This is a genomic window from Christiangramia crocea (assembly GCF_022410465.1).
GTDB classification, from domain to species: domain Bacteria; phylum Bacteroidota; class Bacteroidia; order Flavobacteriales; family Flavobacteriaceae; genus Christiangramia; species Christiangramia crocea.
Genome location: NZ_JAJSON010000025.1, coordinates 329,759 through 350,563, shown reverse-complemented (window position 1 = coordinate 350,563; position 20,805 = coordinate 329,759). Strand labels below are relative to the sequence as shown.

The window sequence follows — 20,805 nt, the reverse complement described above, 5'->3', positions numbered from 1 at the left end:
ATGTTTAAGAAAAGAATATTTAGGTGGCGAAATAAACCAGGAAATTCTCAATTTCTGGAAAATAGCGAAAAGCATCAGCAAAGTTTCATCGCCCCGATACAGACCAAACTGAATGTAAATTCTCCTGGGGATAGTTTTGAAAAAGAGGCTGATAATATGGCCGATAAAGTCATAGGACCGGAAAATAACCATGCTAATATTCAGAAAATGGAGGCTGAGGAAGAAGAGGTTCAGGCAAAACCCCTGGCTGGGGAAATCACCCCGTTAATTCAAAAACAAAGTATGCCTGAGGAGGAAGAAGAGCCTGTTCAGGCAAAGGAAGAAAAGGAAGAGGAAGTACAAATGAAAGCTAATGGCAGGCCTGAAATGCACCACGATTTAACTCAAAAGCTAAAGGATAAAAAAGGTTCAGGAGGCAAAATGGCTCCGGAGGTTCAGGCAGAATTCGAGAATGCGTTTGGAGTGGATTTTTCAGAAGTAAATATTCATACAGATTCTTCAGCCCATCAACTCAACAAAGATCTTAATGCAAAAGCATTTACTCATGGAAAGGATATTTATTTCCGGCAGGGAAATTATCAGCCTGATTCTAAAGAAGGAAAACATCTGCTGGCTCATGAGCTTACTCATACGGTTCAGCAGGGAGCTGTAAATGCCACAAGAAGTAAACAAAATAGAGTAGGAAATAAATCCATTCAGCGAAAAGAGATATCCTACAGAAATTTGAAGTGGACCGATTTTAAAGCTTCGGCACCAGAAAACACAGATTATGATGCTTATACCTATTCGGGAATAAATTATATAAACAATAAAGTAATTAATCCAAACTGGAATTGGAATGGAGAAGTAGTTACTGTGGCTATTACTTATAAGCCTTCCAACGCAGATCTCAAACCTTTTATGGAAACCGATCTCTCCTGGAAGAAAGACTGGCTTACAGATGATGCTGCAGCAGAAAAAAAATTCGGTCCGGACGCAAATATCAAGAAAGAAAGAAAAAGCCTGCTTGGCCATGAACAGATTCATTTCAAAATAACCAAATCTATAGCAGAAAAATACAGGACTGAGTTAAGGAAGGCAATACCTTCAAAGACCTATAAAGTCACTGCAGAGGCTGATACAGAGGCCTCCGCATCAGCTTTTTTCGATGAAATCCTAAAAAAGAAAAACTCTGAGCTGGAAGCTATCTTAAAACCTATAGTAGAAAAAGCAAATAATGAGAAAGGATTAATCCAGGAGATTTATGACACCGATACCGATCATAGTGGGATAAAAGCGAAGCAGGGAGATTGGGAAAAGCAATTTGATAAAACTTTTAAAGAGGCTGTAGCCCGTGCTAAAAAACAGCAAAACAACTGAATAAAGAATTTTGTTGAACGAGAATGTTTTCAAAATCGGCAGTAGCAAACATATCATCCAGTTCAGACTATCACCCTGCTTTTAAAAAAAAGGGAGATAATCTTACACGCTCAGATGTTTTCATTCAGCCTAAAATGCAGGTAGATTCCTCTACGAGTAAATATGAAGCTGAAGCCGATAATATGGCCGATTATGTAATGCAGGCCACAGATACGTACTCTTCTCTTTCCTTTATTTCTCCAACACCGGTTCAAAGAATGACCCAGACTGTAGGGAACAATAGTACCGGGCCAGATGCAGAAAGAGTTTTAGATGATATTCTTCCACCGGAGCTCGCCTCACAGCCAACTTCGAACGAAGAAAAAGTACCAGAAAAGAATCCACCAGAAGAAAACCTGGAATCACCAAGTCCGGAACCACCAAACACAGCCATTAAAATTCCTCCAAAACCGGAATCAGGCAAGGCCGATAAAGAAAAAAAAGAAGTAAGAGAAGACCAGATAGAGAAAGAAACAGAGAAAACCAGGGATAAGGATTCTGAAGATTCCAAATCCTTCCAGGGAGAACCTAGTATGGAACCTTTGGTGAACATCCCTATAACAAAAGATATCTCAAACCAATTTCTTCAAACAAAGTCCTTATCAGATCCTGAAACAGAGCAACAGAAGGATCCTGATGGCGAGGAGACTTTAAATACTGGGTTTGATAAGAAGACAATTTCAACCGATGATGAAAATAAAAATGACCTGATCTCGAGGAAAGGAAAGGGGAATATTGAGGTAGATGGTACTGTTGAGAGTGAAATCTCAAGTTCAAAAAATGCAGGTGATAAACTTCCCGGGGGTATCAGATCTTTTATGGAAAAACAATTCACCAGTGATTTTTCAAATGTGCGAGTGCATTATGATGATCAGTCGGTAAAGCTTAATAACCAATTGCATGCCAGGGCCTTTACTCATAAAAATCATATTTATTTTAATCGGGGGCAGTACAATCCTTCCAAAAAAGAAGGACAACACCTATTGGCGCATGAACTGACTCATGTAGTACAGCAGGGGGCTTCTATAAGACGGAAACCGCAAATAAGCAGTTCTCATCCAGGCACAATTCAGCGACTGGGAATAGGAGATGCACTGGATTATTTTGCTGATAAAGCACATTATATCCCAGGTTTTAGAATGTTCACGATCATTCTGGGAGTGAACCCTATCAATATGGAAAGGGTAGACAGAAGTCCTGCTAATATAATAAAGGCGATGGTAGAATTCCTTCCGGGTGGAAAGTTAATTACAGACGCACTGGATAGCGCCGGAATTTTTGATGATGCCAGTTCCTGGTTCAAAAATAAAATGGATAGTCTTAGTATCACAGGCTCAAGTATTAAATCAGCCATCCACAAATTTCTAGATTCCCTTGGCTGGAGCGATATTTTTGATCTGGGTGATGTATGGCGTAGGGCAAAGAGAATATTTACAAGTCCTATAAACCGACTTATTGAATTCGGTAAAGGATTGGTAAGTGAGATTATGAAAATGGTAAAGTCAGCAATTCTTCGTCCTCTGGCGTTATTGGCGGAAGGGACACCTGCCTATGACCTTTTACGTGTTGTTTTAGGAGAAGATCCTATAACCGGAGATCCGTATCCTCCGACGGCAGAAAATCTTATTGGTGGCTTCATGAAACTGATAGGGCAGGAGGAAGTCTGGGAAAATATTAAGCAGGGGAATGCTATTGAAAAGGCTTATAACTGGTTTCAGGGAGCATTACAAGGTCTTATGGGGTTTGTGAGGGCTATACCTACTACCATTTTAGAAACCATCAGATCGTTGAGTTGGAGAGATCTTGTACTTATTTCTAATGCCTTCAGGAAGGTTGGAAATGCATTTCTAAATGTTGCTGGCAAATTTTTGGATTGGGCAGGCGGTACAGTACTGAATCTTTTAGAAATACTTTTTTCGGTTGTTGCTCCGGCAGCTGTTCCTTGGATTAAAAAGGCAGGAGCAGCTTTCAGCAATATTCTGAAAAACCCGGTTGGTTTTATAGGGAATCTTGTAAAAGCGGCTAAGAATGGCTTTCAGAAATTTGCCAGCAATATTGGTAAACATCTTAAAAAAGCCCTTCTCAACTGGCTCATGGGCTCACTCGCAGGTACTGGAATACATATTCCGGAGAGCCTTAGCTTTCAGGAGATCATCAAATTTGTGTTATCGGTTTTAGGAGTAACCTGGGAACGGGTACGGGAAAAACTTGTAAAACATTTAGGGGAACCGGCAGTAAAAGCTTTAGAAACAGGATTTGAGTTGGTCACAATTTTGGTTACCAGGGGCCCCATGGCAATGTGGGAAAGAATTCAGGAAAAATTAAGCGACCTGAAATCTATGGTCATAGAAGAGATATCTTCATGGGTGGTAACCAAAGTTGTAACCAAAGCGGTTACAAAACTTGTTTCCAGTTTAAATCCGGCAGGGGCCGTAATTCAGGCAATAATTTTCATATACGACACTATCACTTTCTTAATTGATAAGATTTCCCAGATTGCCAGGGTTGGAATGGCAGTTTTAAACTCTATGTCCTCCATAGCCAATGGAGTCATCAATACAGCAATAAAAAAAGTGGAAGATACTCTTGCAGGAATGCTATCCCTGGCGATTTCATTTTTTGCCAAATTTTTGGGATTAGGTAAGATATCAGAAAAGATCCTCAGTATTGTTAAAAAAGTGCAGGATAAAGTAGATAAGGCTATTGACCATGTTATTGGCTGGATTGTGAAAAAGGGAAAAGCCTTTTTGAAAAAAGTGGTTAGCACGGGTGTTCCGGAGGATCCAAAGGCAAGACTGGATATGGGAATGAAAAAAGCGGTAAAGGCAGTGAATAAATTATCAGGAAAAGTGACCATTAAAATGATAAAACCTATTCTTAAAGGAATAAAATTACGCTATGGATTTCAATATTTAAGAACGGTGAATGAAAGTGGTGTGTGGTATCTTGAGGGAAAAGTTAATCCCGATAAAAAGGAGCAGGTGGATGAGGGCAAAATTGTAGAAGAGCCTGATAAGCCTATAGAAGAAAATAAGGATTCACCTATTTCAAAATATCTGGATAATCAAATTTTTGAAAATGATAATTCTAAATTCTCTTCAATAGGAAATGAGATCAAAAATGAAATTGAAGAACTTGGATATAGGTTCGTAAAGGCTGAAGGTAAATATCACATTAGAAGGCAGAGTGCCCAGGACCTGCCAGCAGTGCATATTGACGAGGAGGGATATTTAAGAGATGGAACCAAATCTGGTGCTTCAGATCATACCGAATATAAACCGGTTATAACCGACTGGAATATACAGGAAGGCGGAATAAAGATCAACTATACTTATGAGGATGGGGAGCAGAAAGATGAGAAGTTCACCACAATGATCGATTTTGGTGCGGAGGCAGAAGCCAGAAGTAAGAAAATCACTTCATCGGGGCAGAACATTTCGATTAAAAAGGCTGGTACAAGAGGAGCGACCGATTCTTCAGGAAAAATTCTAGGCGATAGTTTTAAGAAATTGGTCGCCGGAAAATCAGTTCATTCAGCTCATTTGATCGCTGACTGGTTTAGAGGTTCAGGGTACGCAGGCTCAGGAAATTTAATTCCCGCATCCTCCAATTATAATCTGGAGGATATGGCTGATAAGGAAAAGGAAATATTTGACTCTGAGACTGCAAAAACGCCATTCAATCTAAAAGTTTCTGCTAACATGGAGGTTTTCAGCGATAAGAGTATTGAAGATGCCATAGAAAAGGAAAAGTTACATGGGAATGAAGAGAATAAATTTAGTGAAAAGGAGGTGGCTAAAGTAATGAATAAACTCTCCAAAGAACTTGATCCCATGTACGCTACAAAAACTGTTTATGAAATGAACGGCCAGGGAATAGGAGAACTTTCGGAAGATCAAAAATTGAAAGAATGGATAAAAAAAGACTAAATATAGCAGAAAGTATCCAACGGCTTACAAACATTTTAGAAAGTCGTTTGAAGGCAGAAGGCTTCACAGAATATTTTGATAAGGAACTGGAAGATCTATTGCTAACTATTGCTTTGATGCCTCATTTAAAACCAGATTATTTTACGAGGATCATTCAGAAATATATGCCTCAGGGTGGCGATTTTGTTGAATTTGGAGGTGTAAAAGGAAAAAATCACCGCGGAATTCTGCCCACCGGTGAAACTGCACAATATATTCTTGGGGGCATAGATTACAACCTGAGGTTGAAGGTAGCAAATATGCTTCAGGACGAAGCATATCTGGTAAAGGAAGGAATATTATATCTGGAAACTGTCCCGGAAGGTGAACCTATGATGAGTGGAAAACTTGTTATGGCTCAGGACTATGTCGATTTTTATCTTACCGGTAAAAGGAGTAAACCAAAATTCAGCTCCAATTTTCCAGCAAGAGAAATTTTTACAGAAATGGACTGGGAAGACCTTGTGCTTTCTAAGGATGTTTTGGAGCAAATCCAGGAATTACAGATCTGGTTAAATCACCATACTAAACTTTTTAATGATTGGGGATTAGCCAGAAAGTTGAAACCTGGATACAGAACCTTATTTCATGGTCCCTCAGGTACTGGAAAGACCCTTACAGCTACTTTGCTGGGAAAACATACAGGAAAACCTGTATTTCGAGTAGACCTGTCTACGGTAGTTTCTAAATATATAGGCGAGACCGAAAAGAACCTGGAGCGGCTTTTTACAAAGGCAAGAAATCGTGATTGGATCCTGTTTTTTGATGAGGCAGATGCAATTTTTGGTAAAAGAACGGGGGTAAAAGATGCGCATGATCGTTTTGCAAATCAGGAAGTCAGTTATCTTCTCCAGAGAGTTGAAGATTTTGATGGGTTGGTGATATTGTCTTCCAACTTTAAATCAAATATCGATGATGCATTTTTAAGGCGCTTTAATTCCATTATTAAATTTCCCTTTCCTACCAGGGAAGAAAGGAAGTCTATAGCACAGAAAGGATTTCCCGTAGAGGTTAAGTTTGAGGAAAACCTGGATATACCGGAAATAATTAGCGGCTATGAGTTAAGCGGTGGAAATATCATGAATGTAGTGCAGTTTTCATGTTTGCAAGCCATCGAAGGAGGTGATGACGTTGTTTTACAGGATATGGTCTTAAAAGGTATACGCAGAGAAATTGAAAAAGAGGGAAAGATGTTTCATAATAAATCTGTAGGATAAATCTCTTAAAAAGTAAAGTATTGATATTAAAAAAGAAATTTAAATGAGCGGATTTTATAGTAGATAATTTTCAAAGGCACTATACATTTCAGTTTAATTCTATAATTATGAAAAAATATAAATATTATATAAGAATAATTTCGATATGTTTTGGTCTCATGCAAATAAGTTGCGTTAGCACCAGGGTGGAGGCAAGTCCTTATCAGGATACGATGGAAAATGTAGAATGCCAAACCAGATCAAACTGGAGTTACCTGTGGGGTCTGGTGGTAAAAAAAGTTGATGTTAATCCTGCAACTGAAGGGGTTCTATGTCCTTGCCGTGAAGAGGCAATGACCTGGGTAGAAGTTAAAACATCAACTACAGACTTTTTGCTTACTCTTATCACCCTTGGAACAGTGAATCATAGAAGTGTAAGTTATGGATGTTCCCGGCCTACCGGAGGAGATGGAGGACTGGATAATTGATATTTAGATATGATACCAACAGGAGTAGAAAAATTACCAATTTCGAAGTGGACCAATAAGCACGAAAATTTTACCCATAAATTAAAAATGGGTAGTTCTTTTAGCCTTTACAATCCACCGGGAACAACCAGGAGAGAAAGATATCTTGCCACAACCAGGAATTTCCAATGGTTGATCAATTATGCTAAAAAGCATGAAATAAAACTCCGGGCTATGGGAAGTGGATGGTCTTTTACAAAGGTAGGTTTAAGTCCCGATGGTATCGTTAATACTTCGCCGCTCAACTTTTCTTTTCCTATAACAGCAAAATACACCAGTCAGAAATATAAGAATACCCCTGCCGATCTTTACTTCGTACAATGTGGAACACTTATTTATGAGCTCAATCGAAGGCTGGCCTCAAGGAATGATGCGAGGTCTATAAAAGCTTCAGGAGCCAGTAACGGACAAACCCTGGCGGGTGCCACTGCCACAGGTACCCATGGTGCGGCCTTTAAATTTGGCGCGGTCCACGATGCTATTGTGGGAATCCATTTGGTTAACGGTTCTGATAAGCATGTTTGGATAGAGCGGGAGTCTTATCCTGTTGCTTCTAAAAACTTTCTTAAATGGCTGGATGCAGACGTAATCCGGGATGACGATGTCTTTAATTCAGTGGTAGTGGGTTTCGGAAGTTTCGGGTTTATCCATGGCCTAATGATAGAAACTTCTCCAATTTTTCTTTTGGAGGAACATAGACTAGGTAATCTTCCTTATAACGATGCTCTGAAAAAAGCAATGAGAACATTAGATTTTTCCTCTCTAAATATAGAACCTGAAGAGGAGGATAAATCTTTATACCATTTTGAAGTACTTTTTAATATTCATGAAAAGGTAGATAATCCTTCCAATAGGGACGCCTTTCTGAAATATATTTATAAAAAACCATATACAACAGATTACATTCCGGTAAAACACAGTGAGCTTTTCACCTATGGGGAAGATTTGGCCGGTATTATTTCCACCGTTCTTGATGCTCTCGGTCCCAGTTCTGAAAAACTGATTCCCACATTAGTGAATCAAATGTTCTCCCTGGCTTTTAAGCCCACCCCACCTCAAACAGGAACTCTTGGAGAGATCTTCAACTATACTAAATTTAGGGGCAAAATAGCGAGTTGTGCTATAGGCATTACAGCTGAAAATTCGCCCAGGGTAGTAGATGCGATCATTGAGATAAACAAAAAGCACAGCTTTCCTGGGGGCTTAGCTTTTCGTTATGTGAAGGGAACATCTGCGGTCCTGGGGTTTACTAGATTTAAACAAACCTGTGTTCTGGAGATGGATGGAATTGAGTCTTTAGGTGCAAGAAGATTTTATGCTGCTGTGTGGGACCATTTAGAAAAGGAGCAGATTAAATATACCCTTCATTGGGGTAAGATCAACTTTAATTTGAATGAAGAAAGGTTAAAATGGATGTATGGTGAAGAAGCTTTTGGATTATGGAAAAAAGTACGTGAAGAATTATTGCCGGGAAGTACAAAGGCTATTTTCGAAAATGAGTTTATGAAACAATGTGGTCTGGATTGATATATGCCTGACAGATTCTTTATTGTCATACTCATTCTATAAAACCTTAGTGATTACTTTAAGAACATTTAAGCTTAATTTTCAAACAAGAATTAAGAAATAGGGGAAAAGACCCCTGGCTTCAGATTTCAATTTCTTAACTAAAAACTTAAAATTTAGGAATTGAAAATCAGGTTATTATTAATAATTCACTTTTTCTAAAACTATTTATTATGCAAACACTTCGTTACCGATCTAACAATAATGCTGTTTATCAGTTAAAAGAAATTCTGATCGATCAGGGATATAATTTACAGGTATCCAATTATTTTGATAAAGACACAGATGAAGCTGTAAAGAATTTTCAAAAAAAGAATGATTTAGTGGTTGATGGTATCGTAGGTTCCAAAACTTGGGCAGTTTTACTTTCTAAAGGCCCTGAATTAAGTAGAAATATAGATAAGCTTCTTTCAGAAAAAGACCTTATTGACGTTGCCCAGGAACTCGGGGTTGAATTACCGGCAATTAAAGCAGTGAACGAAGTGGAAAGTTCCGGTGCTGGATTTTTGCTGAATGGATGGTGTAAAATTCTTTTTGAGGGACATATTTTCTGGAGGCAGTTACATTCCAAAGGCTATAATCCAGAAGATTTTTTAAAAGAAGGAGTAGAGGAAATTTTACATAAAGACTGGTACAGGGATGGTCGTTATTACCAGGGCGGGATGAAAGAGCATTACCGACTTCAAAAAGCGGCCGCCTTAAGTATGGATAAAGAGGTAAGTGATGCCGCGCACGAAGCCTGTAGTTGGGGTTCTTACCAAATTATGGGATTTCACGCTATTCCATTAGGATATTCTAGTGTGGAACATTTCGTGTCTCACATGAATCAACATGAAAGAGAACATTTACATGCCTTTTCAAGATTCATTCAAAAAAATAATCTAGTAACTCACTTGAAATCTAAAGACTGGCGAAAGTTTGCCCGCGGCTATAATGGTTCCGGAAATGTAGATGTGTATTCCAGAAAACTGGAAACGGCTTATGAAAAATATAAATAAAAAACCTTTAATTTTAAAGAGGTTGCGGTGATATTGGTATTTAAATTGGGGCTTCCTCTAAGATATGAGAGGATGTCATAATTTAGGCACTTAATTTTGTTCGGACGAACTTTCTGCTACACCTTTAACCCTCTCTGCACTATCAGATTTTGACAGGCTTAGCCTAATTATACTGTCTGTTTCGGCCTGTAGGTCGTGTGGAATGGCACCTTCAAGATAAACAACATCTCCTTTTCTGAGTTCATGGACTTCTCCCTTTGCACCAAAAGTAATATGGCCCTCAAAAATTTCCACGACAATGGGGTAGGGAGTGGAATGTTCTTTCATTTGCTGCCCCTCTTTCATCGCAATTCTAATTTCCTGGCTGCTATCGGTATCCATTAAAACCTTTACTGCCGGTTTCTTGTCATTATATTCCAGTTCCTTTGTTAATGAAGCATATTTCATAATTAAATCAGTTTAAATTTATATTTAGAATCATTCTTAATTATGGTAAAACTAACGGGCTGCTTTCAGCAATTCTATGATAAGAATCAGTTTTGTATAAAACTTCAGATTTGAAAGGAATCTAATATTAAAAGCTTTTGTAATATTATCCAGCATATTTGTTTTAGGTCTCAATGATGGAATATTTAACCCTGGCAAGAGTTATTCATGTGCTTGCTGTTGTTTTATGGATAGGAGGTATGGCAATGGTGACTACCGTAATTATTCCGGCAGTAAAGAATATGAACTCACCCAGGGAAAGGATGGAAGCCTTTGAAAAGATTGAAGGCAGGTTTTCTTTGCAGGCAAAAATAACCACGTTCCTTACGGCTTTAAGTGGGTTTTTTATGCTGTATGCCATGGATGCCTGGGAGCGATTCCTTTATCCCCAGTTCTGGTGGCTTCACGCCATGGTCCTTATCTGGTTGCTCTTTACGGTAGTCTTATTCTTTCTTGAACCTTTTATACTGCATGGGCTGTTTAAGAAGTACGCAATTATTAATCCCGAAAAGACATTTAATTTTATTCAGCGGTCACACTGGGTGCTGTTAATTTTAAGTCTGTTAACTATCCTGGGAGCCGTTGCCGGAAGTCACGGCTGGTATTTCTTTTAGAAGAGTTCTATTTCTTTTCCGAAATCCAGAAGTGATCCTCCCAATCGTCATCTGAAAAATTTCCGTCCTGGTGATGTTCTTTAATTACCTCCAATTGATCTGAAGTAGCTTCTTTTTGAATTTTATTGAAAAGGACCCTTTCTTCAAACTTGATGTGCAGATCCAATTCTTTTTCTATTTGTTTTAGTGTTTTTTCAAGTTCCGATTCCTGGTTAAATAGTTTTTCTAAACGTCGGTGCTCTGTCAAGGCTCGCTTTACCAGGTCATAATCATTTCCCAGTATTGGAAATATCAATTTCTCTTCAGCTTCAAAATGGGGTTTGAGATAATTTAACTGGAACCAATCAATATAACTTTTAATTCGTTCTGGCTCTATATTCAGTTTAAATCCCTGCCGTATCTTCCAGCAAAGAAGTAATCCGTAATGATGTTCCCGGCTTAAAGGCTGAAGAGCTTTGTGGCGTTTAATAGGTTTCCTCATTCCAGTTTTTTATAGGGACAAAAATGAGTAAAATGGTTCAGGTACTATATGAGGGAAATCATATTAAGACTAATCCATAAAATCAACAATAGACATGAAGTAAATTATGGATGTTAGTTCTGGAATAAAAAATCCCCTCAAAACTGAAGGGATTTATTTAGTAGCGAGACCGAGATTTGAACTCGGGACCTCCGGGTTATGAAAATAATCTGGTAGAGATCAACACTTGTTAAAAGTACTGAAAATCAATTGATTATGAATTTTTAATAAATTTTGATATCATATAATATGGCTTAAAATCAACGGATTCTGTACTTATTCTGTACTAGTTTTTTGGAGGTTATTTGGTATATTACAAGGTTTTAAATTTTAAATGTATGGCAAATTTGAAGATTGTTTTGAGAAAAAACATGAAAAAGAAGGATGGAAGAATACCTCTAGCCTTGAGAATTAGCGAAAATTATAAAACGAATTATGTCTGGCTGGGACATTCTGTTTTTGAAAAGGATTGGGATGACACTGCTGGTAAGGTAAGAAAGACTCATCCAAACTTTAAAAAGTTAAATAATTTTTTGATGAAAAAAATGATTGAAGTCGATGATATTTATTTCAATTCAGAAACTAAAATTACTCCGAATCAAATAAAGCAAAAATTGAAAGGTCCAGACGGTTTAAAATCATTCTTTGCTATTGCTACTGAACATATACAGAGTAAATATGATACAGGGGTGTTTTCAGTTGCAAAAGCACAATTATCCATACTTTATAATATCGAAGAATTTATAAATCTAAAGAGTTCCAGAAACAAATCAAAAGCCATTCGAGAGATTAAACAACGGCGTTTAATGCGAATTAGCGATGCAAGAAAATCTAAATATCATTGGATGGATGGAGTCTCCTATTTTAAAAAAAATGAGAACCTGAAATTCCGGGATATAGATGAGTCATTTATAAGAAAATATAAAACATTCTGTACTTCTTATCTGAATCAAAAACCAAGAACCATAACCAACCAGCTTATTTTCATAAGAACACTCTATAATATTGCCATTAAAGAAGGAGTAATTGCTCAGAAGTATTATCCTTTTGCTGGTGAAAAGGAAAAAATTAGAATATCCTCAGGTAATAAAATAGGATTGAATGTAGAAGAAATTGAGAAAATTGAATCACTCGATCTAGAGAAATATTCAACTATATGGCATACTCATAACATATGGTTGTTTTCATTCTATTTTGCTGGGATGCGAATTTCAGATGTCATTAAATTAAAATGGTCTGATTTCAGGGACGACCGGTTATATTATGTCATGGAAAAAAATGGAAAACCATTAAGTTTAAAAATACCGGATAAGGCTAAGGCTATTATTGAATATTATAGGCCTGATAAGAAAATCAATAATGGATATTTATTTCCTTTCTTACGGGAAGTAGATAAAACCCAAGCTGAACAAATTTATACCCGGACAAAAAGCACTACTAAACTTCTCAATACATATTTAAAAAAGATAGCTAAACTCTGTGGTATTGATAAAACATTATCGAATCATATAGCCCGCCATAGTTTCGGAAATATTGCAGGTGATAGAATTCACCCTTTAATGCTACAGAAATTATATAGGCATAGTGATTTAAAAACAACACTGAATTACCAGGCGAATTTTATTCATCGGGAAGCTGATGAGGCATTGGATAGCGTTATTAATTTTTGATTGTTGCAAATTCTATATTTATTTACCGTGTAAGAGCAGATCCTGAGTAAATTTCGAAAAATGAAAACTATTAGAACTAAACGTATCTATGAAAAACCTTATGATAAGGATGGCTATAGGATTTTAGTGGATAGAATTTGGCCACGAGGAGTGTCAAAATAGGCCGCCCGACTGGATGAGTGGAAAAATGAAATTGCTCCCAGTTATGAATTGAGAAAGTGGTTTGGTTATAATCTAGAGAAATTTGAAGAATTTTCAAAGAAGTATAAGGAAGAATTAAAGGATAAAAAGGAATTACTTGAAAATGTTCGAAAGGTGGCCAAAGAAAATCGAATAAGACTTGTATACGCGGCAAAAGATGAAAAAAATAATCAGGCTGTTGTATTAAAGAATCTTCTCGAAGCAAATTGATGGCAGGATAATAATCAATTTTTTGCAATTAATCCATAAAAAAAGGGAATGTCCAAAAACTCATAAGTAACGAAAACGGTTAAGTAACTATTTTTGAGTGTTTTCACCCCTAAAGATCAGAATTTAGTAGCTGGAATAGGATTTAATTTTATTAATTTTCTGTGCTTAATCAACAAAACTATGAGTCATAATATCAAAGCAGGCGTAGCCACAGGAAAAGAAGTACAGGAAATATTCAATTATGCGAAAAAGAAGGGATTAGCCCTTCCGGCAGTGAACGTAATTGGTTCGAGTAGCATTAATTAATGCCGTAATAGAAACTGCAGCAGAGCCAAAAGTTGGCACCTTCGCTTTTAGAAATATACATCCCTAGCACTTCTTTATATCCCTCTTTATTGATGCCTAGAATGTTGTAGAGGGCCTTAGCTCTATCTTTCTATCTACCTTCACTTTGTAATGCATGGCATCGAGCCATACAATGCAATAAAGGAAATCCAGGGGACGGCTCTGTCATGTTTTTACATTGGGAATGATCCTGTCGATGATCTGGCTTAAAACTGTATGGGAGATAACTGTGTCGTACATCTCTTTAATGTGGGTAGAGATGTCGCAGTAGCTCATTCCAAGGCCGTAGAGACTTATAATCTTCTCAGAGAGATTATCCGCTAATAGTCTGGCGTTCTTTCCCAAGTCTGGTTCAAAACTCCTTTGACGATCCTGTGGGGTATAAATCTCAAAGGTTCCTAAACCAATTTTTATCCTCCTCTTTCCTTTGCCATTGCGCTTATTGCCACTAGAACGCTCTTGTTCATTAAGATGAGAATCCATTTCTGCTTCAAGAGCTTTTTCAATAAAACTCTTAAACATAAGTGTAAAGGCACCATCTTTCCCAAAAAGACTCTTGCCCGACATAAACTGTTCCAGGACTTTCTTCTCTAAATTTTGTTGTTCTTCTGTTGTCATAGGTCTGTCTGAATTAAATTAATTTAAAATTCTCTTCAGACAGAGTTTATTTTACACCATCAAGAGACTTATTGGAGTCTCTTTTTTTATGGATTTATTGCACCAATAAATTTACTTTCCTGTATTTTTTTATCAAGCAGGTCTTTTGGTAAATTCAATTCCTGCAAAGTTCTAAAATTGTCCCCCGGCAGCGGATAAATTTCTATCCCCTTTTTTATATGATACTTATTTTGAGGAATATATCCTTCTATCATTAAGCTCCCTTCGTTTTTGAATTCAGGATTTTCGAAAATTGGATTTTGGTCTTTTGGATAGATGTTATTGGGCCAACTCTCGTCATTTAAATAAAGATTATTTGTAAATATTATATTTTTTGCTATTTCATCGCTTTTCTTTTCAGGATTATATTGATCTCCCATAACTAATTTAGTATTACCTTTCAATGCAAATATATTATTGGCAATTAAAATCCCTTTACTGGATTGTTCAATTGCAATTTTCGGGGTGTAACTCCCATCTGTATAAATAGTGTTATTATAGAAATACGTATTAACCGGGCCTTTTCTTTTCTGATCTTTCCCCTGATATCCACTTAGCCAAAAGATCTTTCCTTCCTGGAATGCGCCTTCTTGACCTTTAATCCTTTGCCCATCGTTAATGCTCAAATTATATCTGTAAATACAGTTATAGTTGTTACCCAGTATTTCACAAAATCCTCCTGCATTATAGGCACTTAAATTGTACTGAATAATAACGTTTTCACAATTAAAATCGATATGAGCGCCTGCAGAATCGGCCGGCCCATTGGCAAAAAGGAATTTATTTTTCTCTATTAAAACATTCGAAGATCCCCAGGTCCATAATCCACTTCCGCGGCCCCATTTCCTGCTATCATTGTTACTGCCTGAATGCTGGACAGTATTCCCGCGTACTTCAACCTGATCTACTCTTGACATTTGTATACCCGGACCGCCAGTATACCTAACTTCATTATTTAGAATTTCTACCTGGGTTAATGTTTTATTATTGCCACTAAGTTTTATTCCAGTATGGCTTACGTTCTCTATCAGGTTATTTTCAATTCTTATATTTTTTATAGCTGAGTTCTCACCGTTTATAACTCTTATTCCCCAACCATAAGCCTGTGTGCCATTTGCTGTTCTTACTTCCTCTTTCCCTCTCTTGAAATTTATATTCTTATTAAAGACATTCTGAATTTTTAACTCACTAAGAAGAATATCCTGCATATTTTGTGACTGGCTAGACAGTACCAAAACTCCACATGTCATTTCATTTCTGTTAGAGGCTCCTTCGTGTCCATCACCGGTAACAGTGATATTATGTACTTTAACATTACTTGAATTTTCAATTAAGATCCCATTAGCCAAACCTTTAAAGTCAATTATAGCATTAGCAGGTAAACCTTCATTACCTAACCAGGAGTATGAAGTGATGACGAGGGGCTCTTTACTGGTACCTGAAAAGTTTTTGATTTCAATATTTCCTTGATGTATTGTATTAGATGATAGGAAAATTGTGTCTCCAGCTTTAAAGCTAATATTTTTTAAGGCCGCTAAGGTTTTAAAAGGGTAACGAGGAGAAAGGCCATTATTTTTATCCGAACCAATTGCAGCATGAACGTAATAATCATTCGCGAGAAGTGGTAAGGAAAAAAGTAAAAATAGAATTAATAAAATGTTTGAATTATTCATATTATTTATTTAAAAAAGGCTATCAAAATCAAGAGATTAATAGCCTTTTAATAATTGGTAATTAATTTTTAAATCAATCCCAGCCTGGATTTTGGGTTAAATTAGGATTTGCATCTAATTCGCTCAATGGAATAGGAAAACTAGTAGATCGTATACCTCTATAATTAGGATTATAAGCAGGCACATTGTCCTCTGAAATTCTCATATATGCCTCTTCCATTTTATCCCAACGTTTCAGGTCAAAAAAGCGAAGACCTTCAAACATAAGCTCTACCCGTCTCTCATGTCTAACAATTTCTCTAAGTTCACTTTGACTAAGACCAGTGCCTTCCACTTCTTCTACAGTAGGCATACCAACACGTTCACGAACCATATTTAATAACTCTGGAACTTCTTCCAGTTGTCCCAACTCGGTAAGTGCTTCAGCTCTCATTAGCAATACGTCTGCATATCTGAGAACAATGAAATCTTGACTTCCAGGACCGAATACGTTAACAGTTCCATCTGCCGAGGCTTGCATTCTGGTATATTTCCGATATCCATAGCCAGTATTAGTATTACCGGTAAATGAACGATTTAAATCTAAATTAAATATATCGCCTTCAAAGAAAACTGATATTTTTGCTCGGGGATCTCTGTTCTCTCCTTCATTTTCGGGATCGAAAAGCGGTGATTCCTCTATTGGTAAACCATCTTTAGCATAATAACTATTAACAGCATTGGGCATAGGTTGGTGGTCAACCTTCGGAATTCCTTGATATGTAGCTGAAAATGTTTCTCCATTTCCGGTTGCTGGATCCTGAAAAAACCGAACGGAAAATAGTATTTCATCTGAAAACTCACCAGCCTGAGTAAATAGGGTTGCATAATCACTTTCCAGGGAATACCCTGCTCCCATGAGGTCCCCGGTTAGATTAACAACCTCCTGGTAATTTCCATTATATATATGGAACCTAGCCAAAATCCCTTTTGCTGCGCCTTGCGTTGCGTAACCATATTGGTTATCTGGATATGCTGGGGGTAACACAGAAATAGCTTCCTCCAAATCTTGTACGATTTGGTTAGAAATTTCTTCATATGAATTTTTTTCAACATAGGCTTCCTCGAGTGTTTGAACCTCTAATATTAATGGAGCCTGCTCGAAATATACTGCGATATGGTAATAGAATAATGCTCTTAAAAACTTGGCTTGACCAAGCAGCTGTGATCTTTTTTCTTCAGTAATATTTTCTTCTGGAATTTCAGCGATTCTTTCAATCGCAGCATTCGCTCTGCCAATTCCACTATATAGAGAATTCCAGAAATTTCGAAATAAAGAATGAGAAGGATCAATATTTGCTTCAACATATCTTCCGCCCCCTTCCCATTTCCATCTGTTAAAACTATTATCGCCAAAACTGTCATGATGAGGTAGTCCTATTTGCCCACTCAAATTTCCACTGTATAGTACTCGACTCTGCAGTGCATCATAAATTCCATTGATGCCTAATAAGGCATCTGATTCGTTCTGCCAAAAAGAATTCTCAGATAGGGCTGTTAGTGAGCTTCTATCCAGATAGTCCTCCGCGCATCCAAAAGTGATTAGAGCTAATATTATTACGATAAACTTTTTCATAATGATTAAAATTGTAAGTTAATACCTAAACTATATATTTTATAAAGTGGTGTAAACCTCTCGGTATTACCTCCTCTTGCTCTCTCTGGATCGAAATTTTGTAAATCAGTCCAGGTAACAAGATTTTGCCCTGCGACGTAAGCTCGCAATCTATCAATACCGAATTTTCCTGTTGTAACCTGAGGTACAGTATAGCCTAGTTCCAGATTTTTTAATCTAAGATAGGAAGCATCCTGGATATAAAAATCTGATGTTACTGTATTATTCTGACCTCCTAATCTTGGTAGTACCATAGATGGGTTTTCAGGAGTCCATCTATTAATCCAATAGGATAAGGTATTATTTCGATTATCCTCCATTGGCAATTGTCCGTTTGAATTAAGATAACGATCTATATTAGAAACACCTTGAAACAAGACGCTTAAATCTACACCTGCAAAATTCATCCGGGCATTTAAATTATAAACCCATTCCGGATATGGATTTCCAATTATTTGGCGGTCATTTGCATCTATAACCCCATCAGGAGTTCCATCGGGACCTGATATATCTTCATACCTTAAATCTCCTGGTGCTGTGTTTTGATTACCAAACTGTACCGGTGCATCTTCAACTTCTTCCTGAGTTTGAAAAATTCCAACTGTTTTATAACCAAAATAAGAACGAAACGGCTCTCCAATTCTAATTATATTAATACCACCTATTGTTTCTGCACCATTCTCACCTAGGCCGGTTACTTCATTATTTAAGAATTTAGAAACATTCCCTCCTACATTAAAATTCAATTTCCCTATCTTATTACGATAGTTAGCACTGAACTCCAAACCACTATTTTTCATGCTAGCTGCATTCTGGGCTGCAAGATTTGTGACACCTATGGTGCTAGGAATGGGGAAATTACCATACAAAATATCCGTACTCATTCTTTTATAATAATCCCCTGTTAGTGATAATTTATTTTTGAAAAAAGCCAGATCCACACCTATATCATACTGTTCTATCGTTTCCCAAGTAATACTTCTATTAGCAAGACTAGTCAATGCTACTGCTCCTACAGTTTGGTCATTTCCTAATACATAATCTAATCCTGAATTGTATGTTTGCTCATAAATATAATTCCCTATTCTATCGTTCCCACTTTGACCCCAACTCCCTCTTAACTTAAATAGAGATAGCCAGTCCACATTATCTAAAAAAGCTTCACGGCTTAGCACCCATCCCGCAGAGGCCGATGGGAAGGTTCCATACCTGTTATTAGGTCCAAATTTAGAGGAACCATCACGTCTTACGTTGAACTCTAACAGGTACTTACTATCATAATTATAATTAATTCTTCCAAAAAAAGATTGAAGGGTTTCTTCATTAGCCCCCCCGCTTACGGTTGGGTTTAAAACACCACCACCATTAAATTCCTGAATTTCATCGGAAGGAAAGCCTTCAAGCGAGCCGTTAAAGCCATCATTTCTGTCATAAATTACTGAATGACCTACCAGAAAATCAAAATTATGTAATTCATTCAATGTTTTCGTATACCTAAGAATGTTTTCATTCAACAACCTATAGTTGAAATTGGTACTATTGAATAATGAATTTGTAAGATTTTCCCCGACTAATTCACCGTCGTAATCTCTTTCGGTAAACCGGGGACTGTAATTGGAAATATTTGCGAAAAATAAAACTAAACTTCCACTCGTTTCGAAACTTAGACCTTCAGTAATATTGAATTGTAAACCCAATCTGTCACTAATATTGATCCTGTCAGCACTGTAATCACCTAACTGTCCCCTGAGTAATCCATTATCAATAGGATAGGAGAAATTGGTTCTTTGCCAGGCTCCATCCACAATTCCATATTCTCCGTTTGAATAGTAAACGGGGACCGTTGGTGAAGATCTTTGGAACTGATTAATAATTCCTCCTGCTCCAGTAATGGCTCCTGCACCGCCTTGAGGTCCCTTAAAAATTTCCCAATAGGAGGTAAGAACATTACTTAATGTTAACCAGTCCTTTATGTCAGAATTCAAATTTAAGCCAAGAGTGAATCGCTCATTTTCAAATTTACCCTTAACGATAGCTTCCTGATTCAAATAGTTCAAAGAGGCTTTGTAGGTAGTCTTTTCACTTCCCCCAGAAAATCCTATATAGTGATTTTGAATAGGGGCTCGTTGTAACAAAACATCAGACCATTTGGTGTTTGCAAATTGATCTGGATTAGAACCATCAATAATTTGTTGGATATCTTGTTCTGTATATCTCAACGGAGCATCCTCCCCATTTAAATTAATATCCCTTTCATTTCTAAGTCTAGCATAATCTACAGCGTTTAAATATTCGGGCACAACCGTTGCTTCCTGAAAGCCAGTGTAGGAGTTTACGGTTAACTGCATTTTACCAGATTTTCCTTTCTTGGTCGTAACCACAATTACACCGTTGGCACCTCTTGCACCATAAATGGCACTGGCTGAGGCATCCTTTAAGACTGAAATACTTTGAATATCAGATGGCGCTAAATTATTAAATTGAGCAAGTCCTTCATATTGGATACCATCAATAACGATCAAAGGATTGGTGGAGCCAAATGTTCCAACACCTCTTATCACAATATCCGAAGCATCATTGCCGGGCAACCCATTTCCCTGAGTGATTTGTATTCCTGAGAATTCACCATACAAAAGTTGTCCTGAATTGGTGACTGGAGTGTTTACTGGCCCCTCGAAATTCGTGGTCTGTACAGAACCGGTAAGATTAATTTTCTTTTGTTCACCATAACCAACCACTACTACTTCCTCAAGTTGAGAAAGATCCTCCTGCATAACAATATCAATTACAGCGCGTCCATTTACAAGTACCGTTTGGCTTTCAAATCCTATATAAGTAAAACTAAGCTGAGCATTAGGCCCGGAAACATTAATCTGATAGTTTCCATCAAAATCTGTAGCCACACCGTTCCCAGGGTTGTTAACTTCCATCACTGTAACTCCGGCCAACGGGATACCACTGTCTACAGCGGTAACAGTACCGGTTACTTGTGTTTCTTGAGCTATAAGTTTTCCTGTAAAAAGTGAAAATAGGATAAACCCTAAAAAGGAAAGTCTGGGAAAGCAGAAAGTTCCTTTCCTTTTGATGTAAGTTTTGATCATAAATCAGTTTTTAATTAGTTA

General features: G+C 37.2%; 15 protein-coding genes and 2 pseudogenes. 10 read left to right on the top strand and 7 right to left on the bottom strand.

All coding sequences use genetic code 11. The annotated features are described in order from the left end of the window. The 6 genes from LU635_RS13110 (at position 1) to LU635_RS13085 (ending at position 9,653) form a co-directional block, all read left to right on the top strand. Complete coding sequence (locus LU635_RS13110) at positions 1-1,359, top strand: eCIS core domain-containing protein (RefSeq protein ID WP_240099946.1); 1,359 nt, start codon at positions 1-3, stop codon at positions 1,357-1,359. Positions 1,360-1,382: 23 nt separating this feature from the next. Continuing rightward, the gene (locus tag LU635_RS13105; RefSeq protein ID WP_240099945.1) at positions 1,383-5,327 is read left to right on the top strand and encodes an eCIS core domain-containing protein; all 3,945 of its coding nucleotides are present in this window, start codon (positions 1,383-1,385) and stop codon (positions 5,325-5,327) included. Continuing rightward, complete coding sequence (locus LU635_RS13100) at positions 5,309-6,583, top strand: ATP-binding protein (RefSeq protein WP_240099944.1); 1,275 nt, start codon at positions 5,309-5,311, stop codon at positions 6,581-6,583. Before LU635_RS13105 ends, LU635_RS13100 begins: the two co-directional genes overlap by 19 nt. Before the next feature lie 107 nt (positions 6,584-6,690). Further along, a complete protein-coding gene (locus tag LU635_RS13095; RefSeq protein ID WP_240099943.1) occupies positions 6,691-7,050 on the top strand; it encodes a hypothetical protein in 360 nt (119 codons plus the stop codon). Positions 7,051-7,059: 9 nt separating this feature from the next. Next, the gene (locus LU635_RS13090; RefSeq protein WP_240099942.1) at positions 7,060-8,616 is read left to right on the top strand and encodes an FAD-binding protein; all 1,557 of its coding nucleotides are present in this window, start codon (positions 7,060-7,062) and stop codon (positions 8,614-8,616) included. Positions 8,617-8,828: 212 nt separating this feature from the next. Beyond that, positions 8,829-9,653, top strand: coding sequence for an N-acetylmuramidase domain-containing protein (locus LU635_RS13085; protein ID WP_240099941.1), 825 nt, complete (start codon positions 8,829-8,831; stop codon positions 9,651-9,653). Positions 9,654-9,743: 90 nt separating this feature from the next. On the opposite strand, the gene LU635_RS13080 is transcribed toward LU635_RS13085, so the two are convergent. After that, the gene (locus LU635_RS13080) at positions 9,744-10,100 is read right to left on the bottom strand and encodes a cupin domain-containing protein (protein WP_240099940.1); all 357 of its coding nucleotides are present in this window, start codon (positions 10,098-10,100) and stop codon (positions 9,744-9,746) included. A 173-nt stretch (positions 10,101-10,273) separates the two neighbouring features. Between LU635_RS13080 and LU635_RS13075 the strand changes: the two genes are divergently transcribed. Continuing rightward, a complete protein-coding gene (locus LU635_RS13075; protein ID WP_240099939.1) occupies positions 10,274-10,753 on the top strand; it encodes a hypothetical protein in 480 nt (159 codons plus the stop codon). Positions 10,754-10,760: 7 nt separating this feature from the next. On the opposite strand, the gene LU635_RS13070 is transcribed toward LU635_RS13075, so the two are convergent. After that, complete coding sequence (locus tag LU635_RS13070; RefSeq protein WP_240099938.1) at positions 10,761-11,234, bottom strand: hemerythrin domain-containing protein; 474 nt, start codon at positions 11,232-11,234, stop codon at positions 10,761-10,763. Positions 11,235-11,611: 377 nt separating this feature from the next. On the opposite strand from LU635_RS13070, the gene LU635_RS13065 reads away from it, so the two are divergent. The 3 genes and pseudogenes from LU635_RS13065 to LU635_RS13055 form a co-directional block, all read left to right on the top strand. Continuing rightward, positions 11,612-12,943: a site-specific integrase gene (locus LU635_RS13065; protein WP_240099937.1), complete on the top strand. Its 1,332-nt coding sequence runs from the start codon at positions 11,612-11,614 to the stop codon at positions 12,941-12,943. A 60-nt stretch (positions 12,944-13,003) separates the two neighbouring features. Continuing rightward, positions 13,004-13,354: pseudogene (locus LU635_RS13060) on the top strand (DUF488 domain-containing protein). A gap of 180 nt (positions 13,355-13,534) precedes the next feature. Further along, a pseudogene (locus tag LU635_RS13055) lies at positions 13,535-13,657 on the top strand (class II fructose-bisphosphate aldolase); the annotation flags it as partial. Here LU635_RS13055 and LU635_RS17300 read toward each other — a convergent pair. The 5 genes from LU635_RS17300 to LU635_RS13035 all read right to left on the bottom strand — a co-directional run bounded on the left by LU635_RS17300 (position 13,653) and on the right by LU635_RS13035 (position 20,784). Continuing rightward, positions 13,653-13,754, bottom strand: a complete 102-nt coding sequence (locus tag LU635_RS17300; protein WP_423738499.1) for a hypothetical protein — start codon at positions 13,752-13,754, stop codon at positions 13,653-13,655. The pseudogene LU635_RS13055 and the gene LU635_RS17300 sit on opposite strands and share 5 nt — an antisense overlap. A 110-nt stretch (positions 13,755-13,864) precedes the next feature. Beyond that, positions 13,865-14,317, bottom strand: a complete 453-nt coding sequence (locus LU635_RS13050) for a transposase (protein WP_255749835.1) — start codon at positions 14,315-14,317, stop codon at positions 13,865-13,867. Between the two features lie 86 nt (positions 14,318-14,403). After that, a complete protein-coding gene (locus LU635_RS13045) occupies positions 14,404-16,029 on the bottom strand; it encodes a right-handed parallel beta-helix repeat-containing protein (protein ID WP_240099936.1) in 1,626 nt (541 codons plus the stop codon). Positions 16,030-16,102: 73 nt separating this feature from the next. Further along, on the bottom strand, positions 16,103-17,644 hold the full coding sequence (locus LU635_RS13040; protein ID WP_240099935.1) for a RagB/SusD family nutrient uptake outer membrane protein: 1,542 nt from the start codon (positions 17,642-17,644) through the stop codon (positions 16,103-16,105). A gap of 5 nt (positions 17,645-17,649) precedes the next feature. After that, the gene (locus LU635_RS13035) at positions 17,650-20,784 is read right to left on the bottom strand and encodes a SusC/RagA family TonB-linked outer membrane protein (protein ID WP_240099934.1); all 3,135 of its coding nucleotides are present in this window, start codon (positions 20,782-20,784) and stop codon (positions 17,650-17,652) included. Positions 20,785-20,805 lie beyond the last annotated feature (21 nt).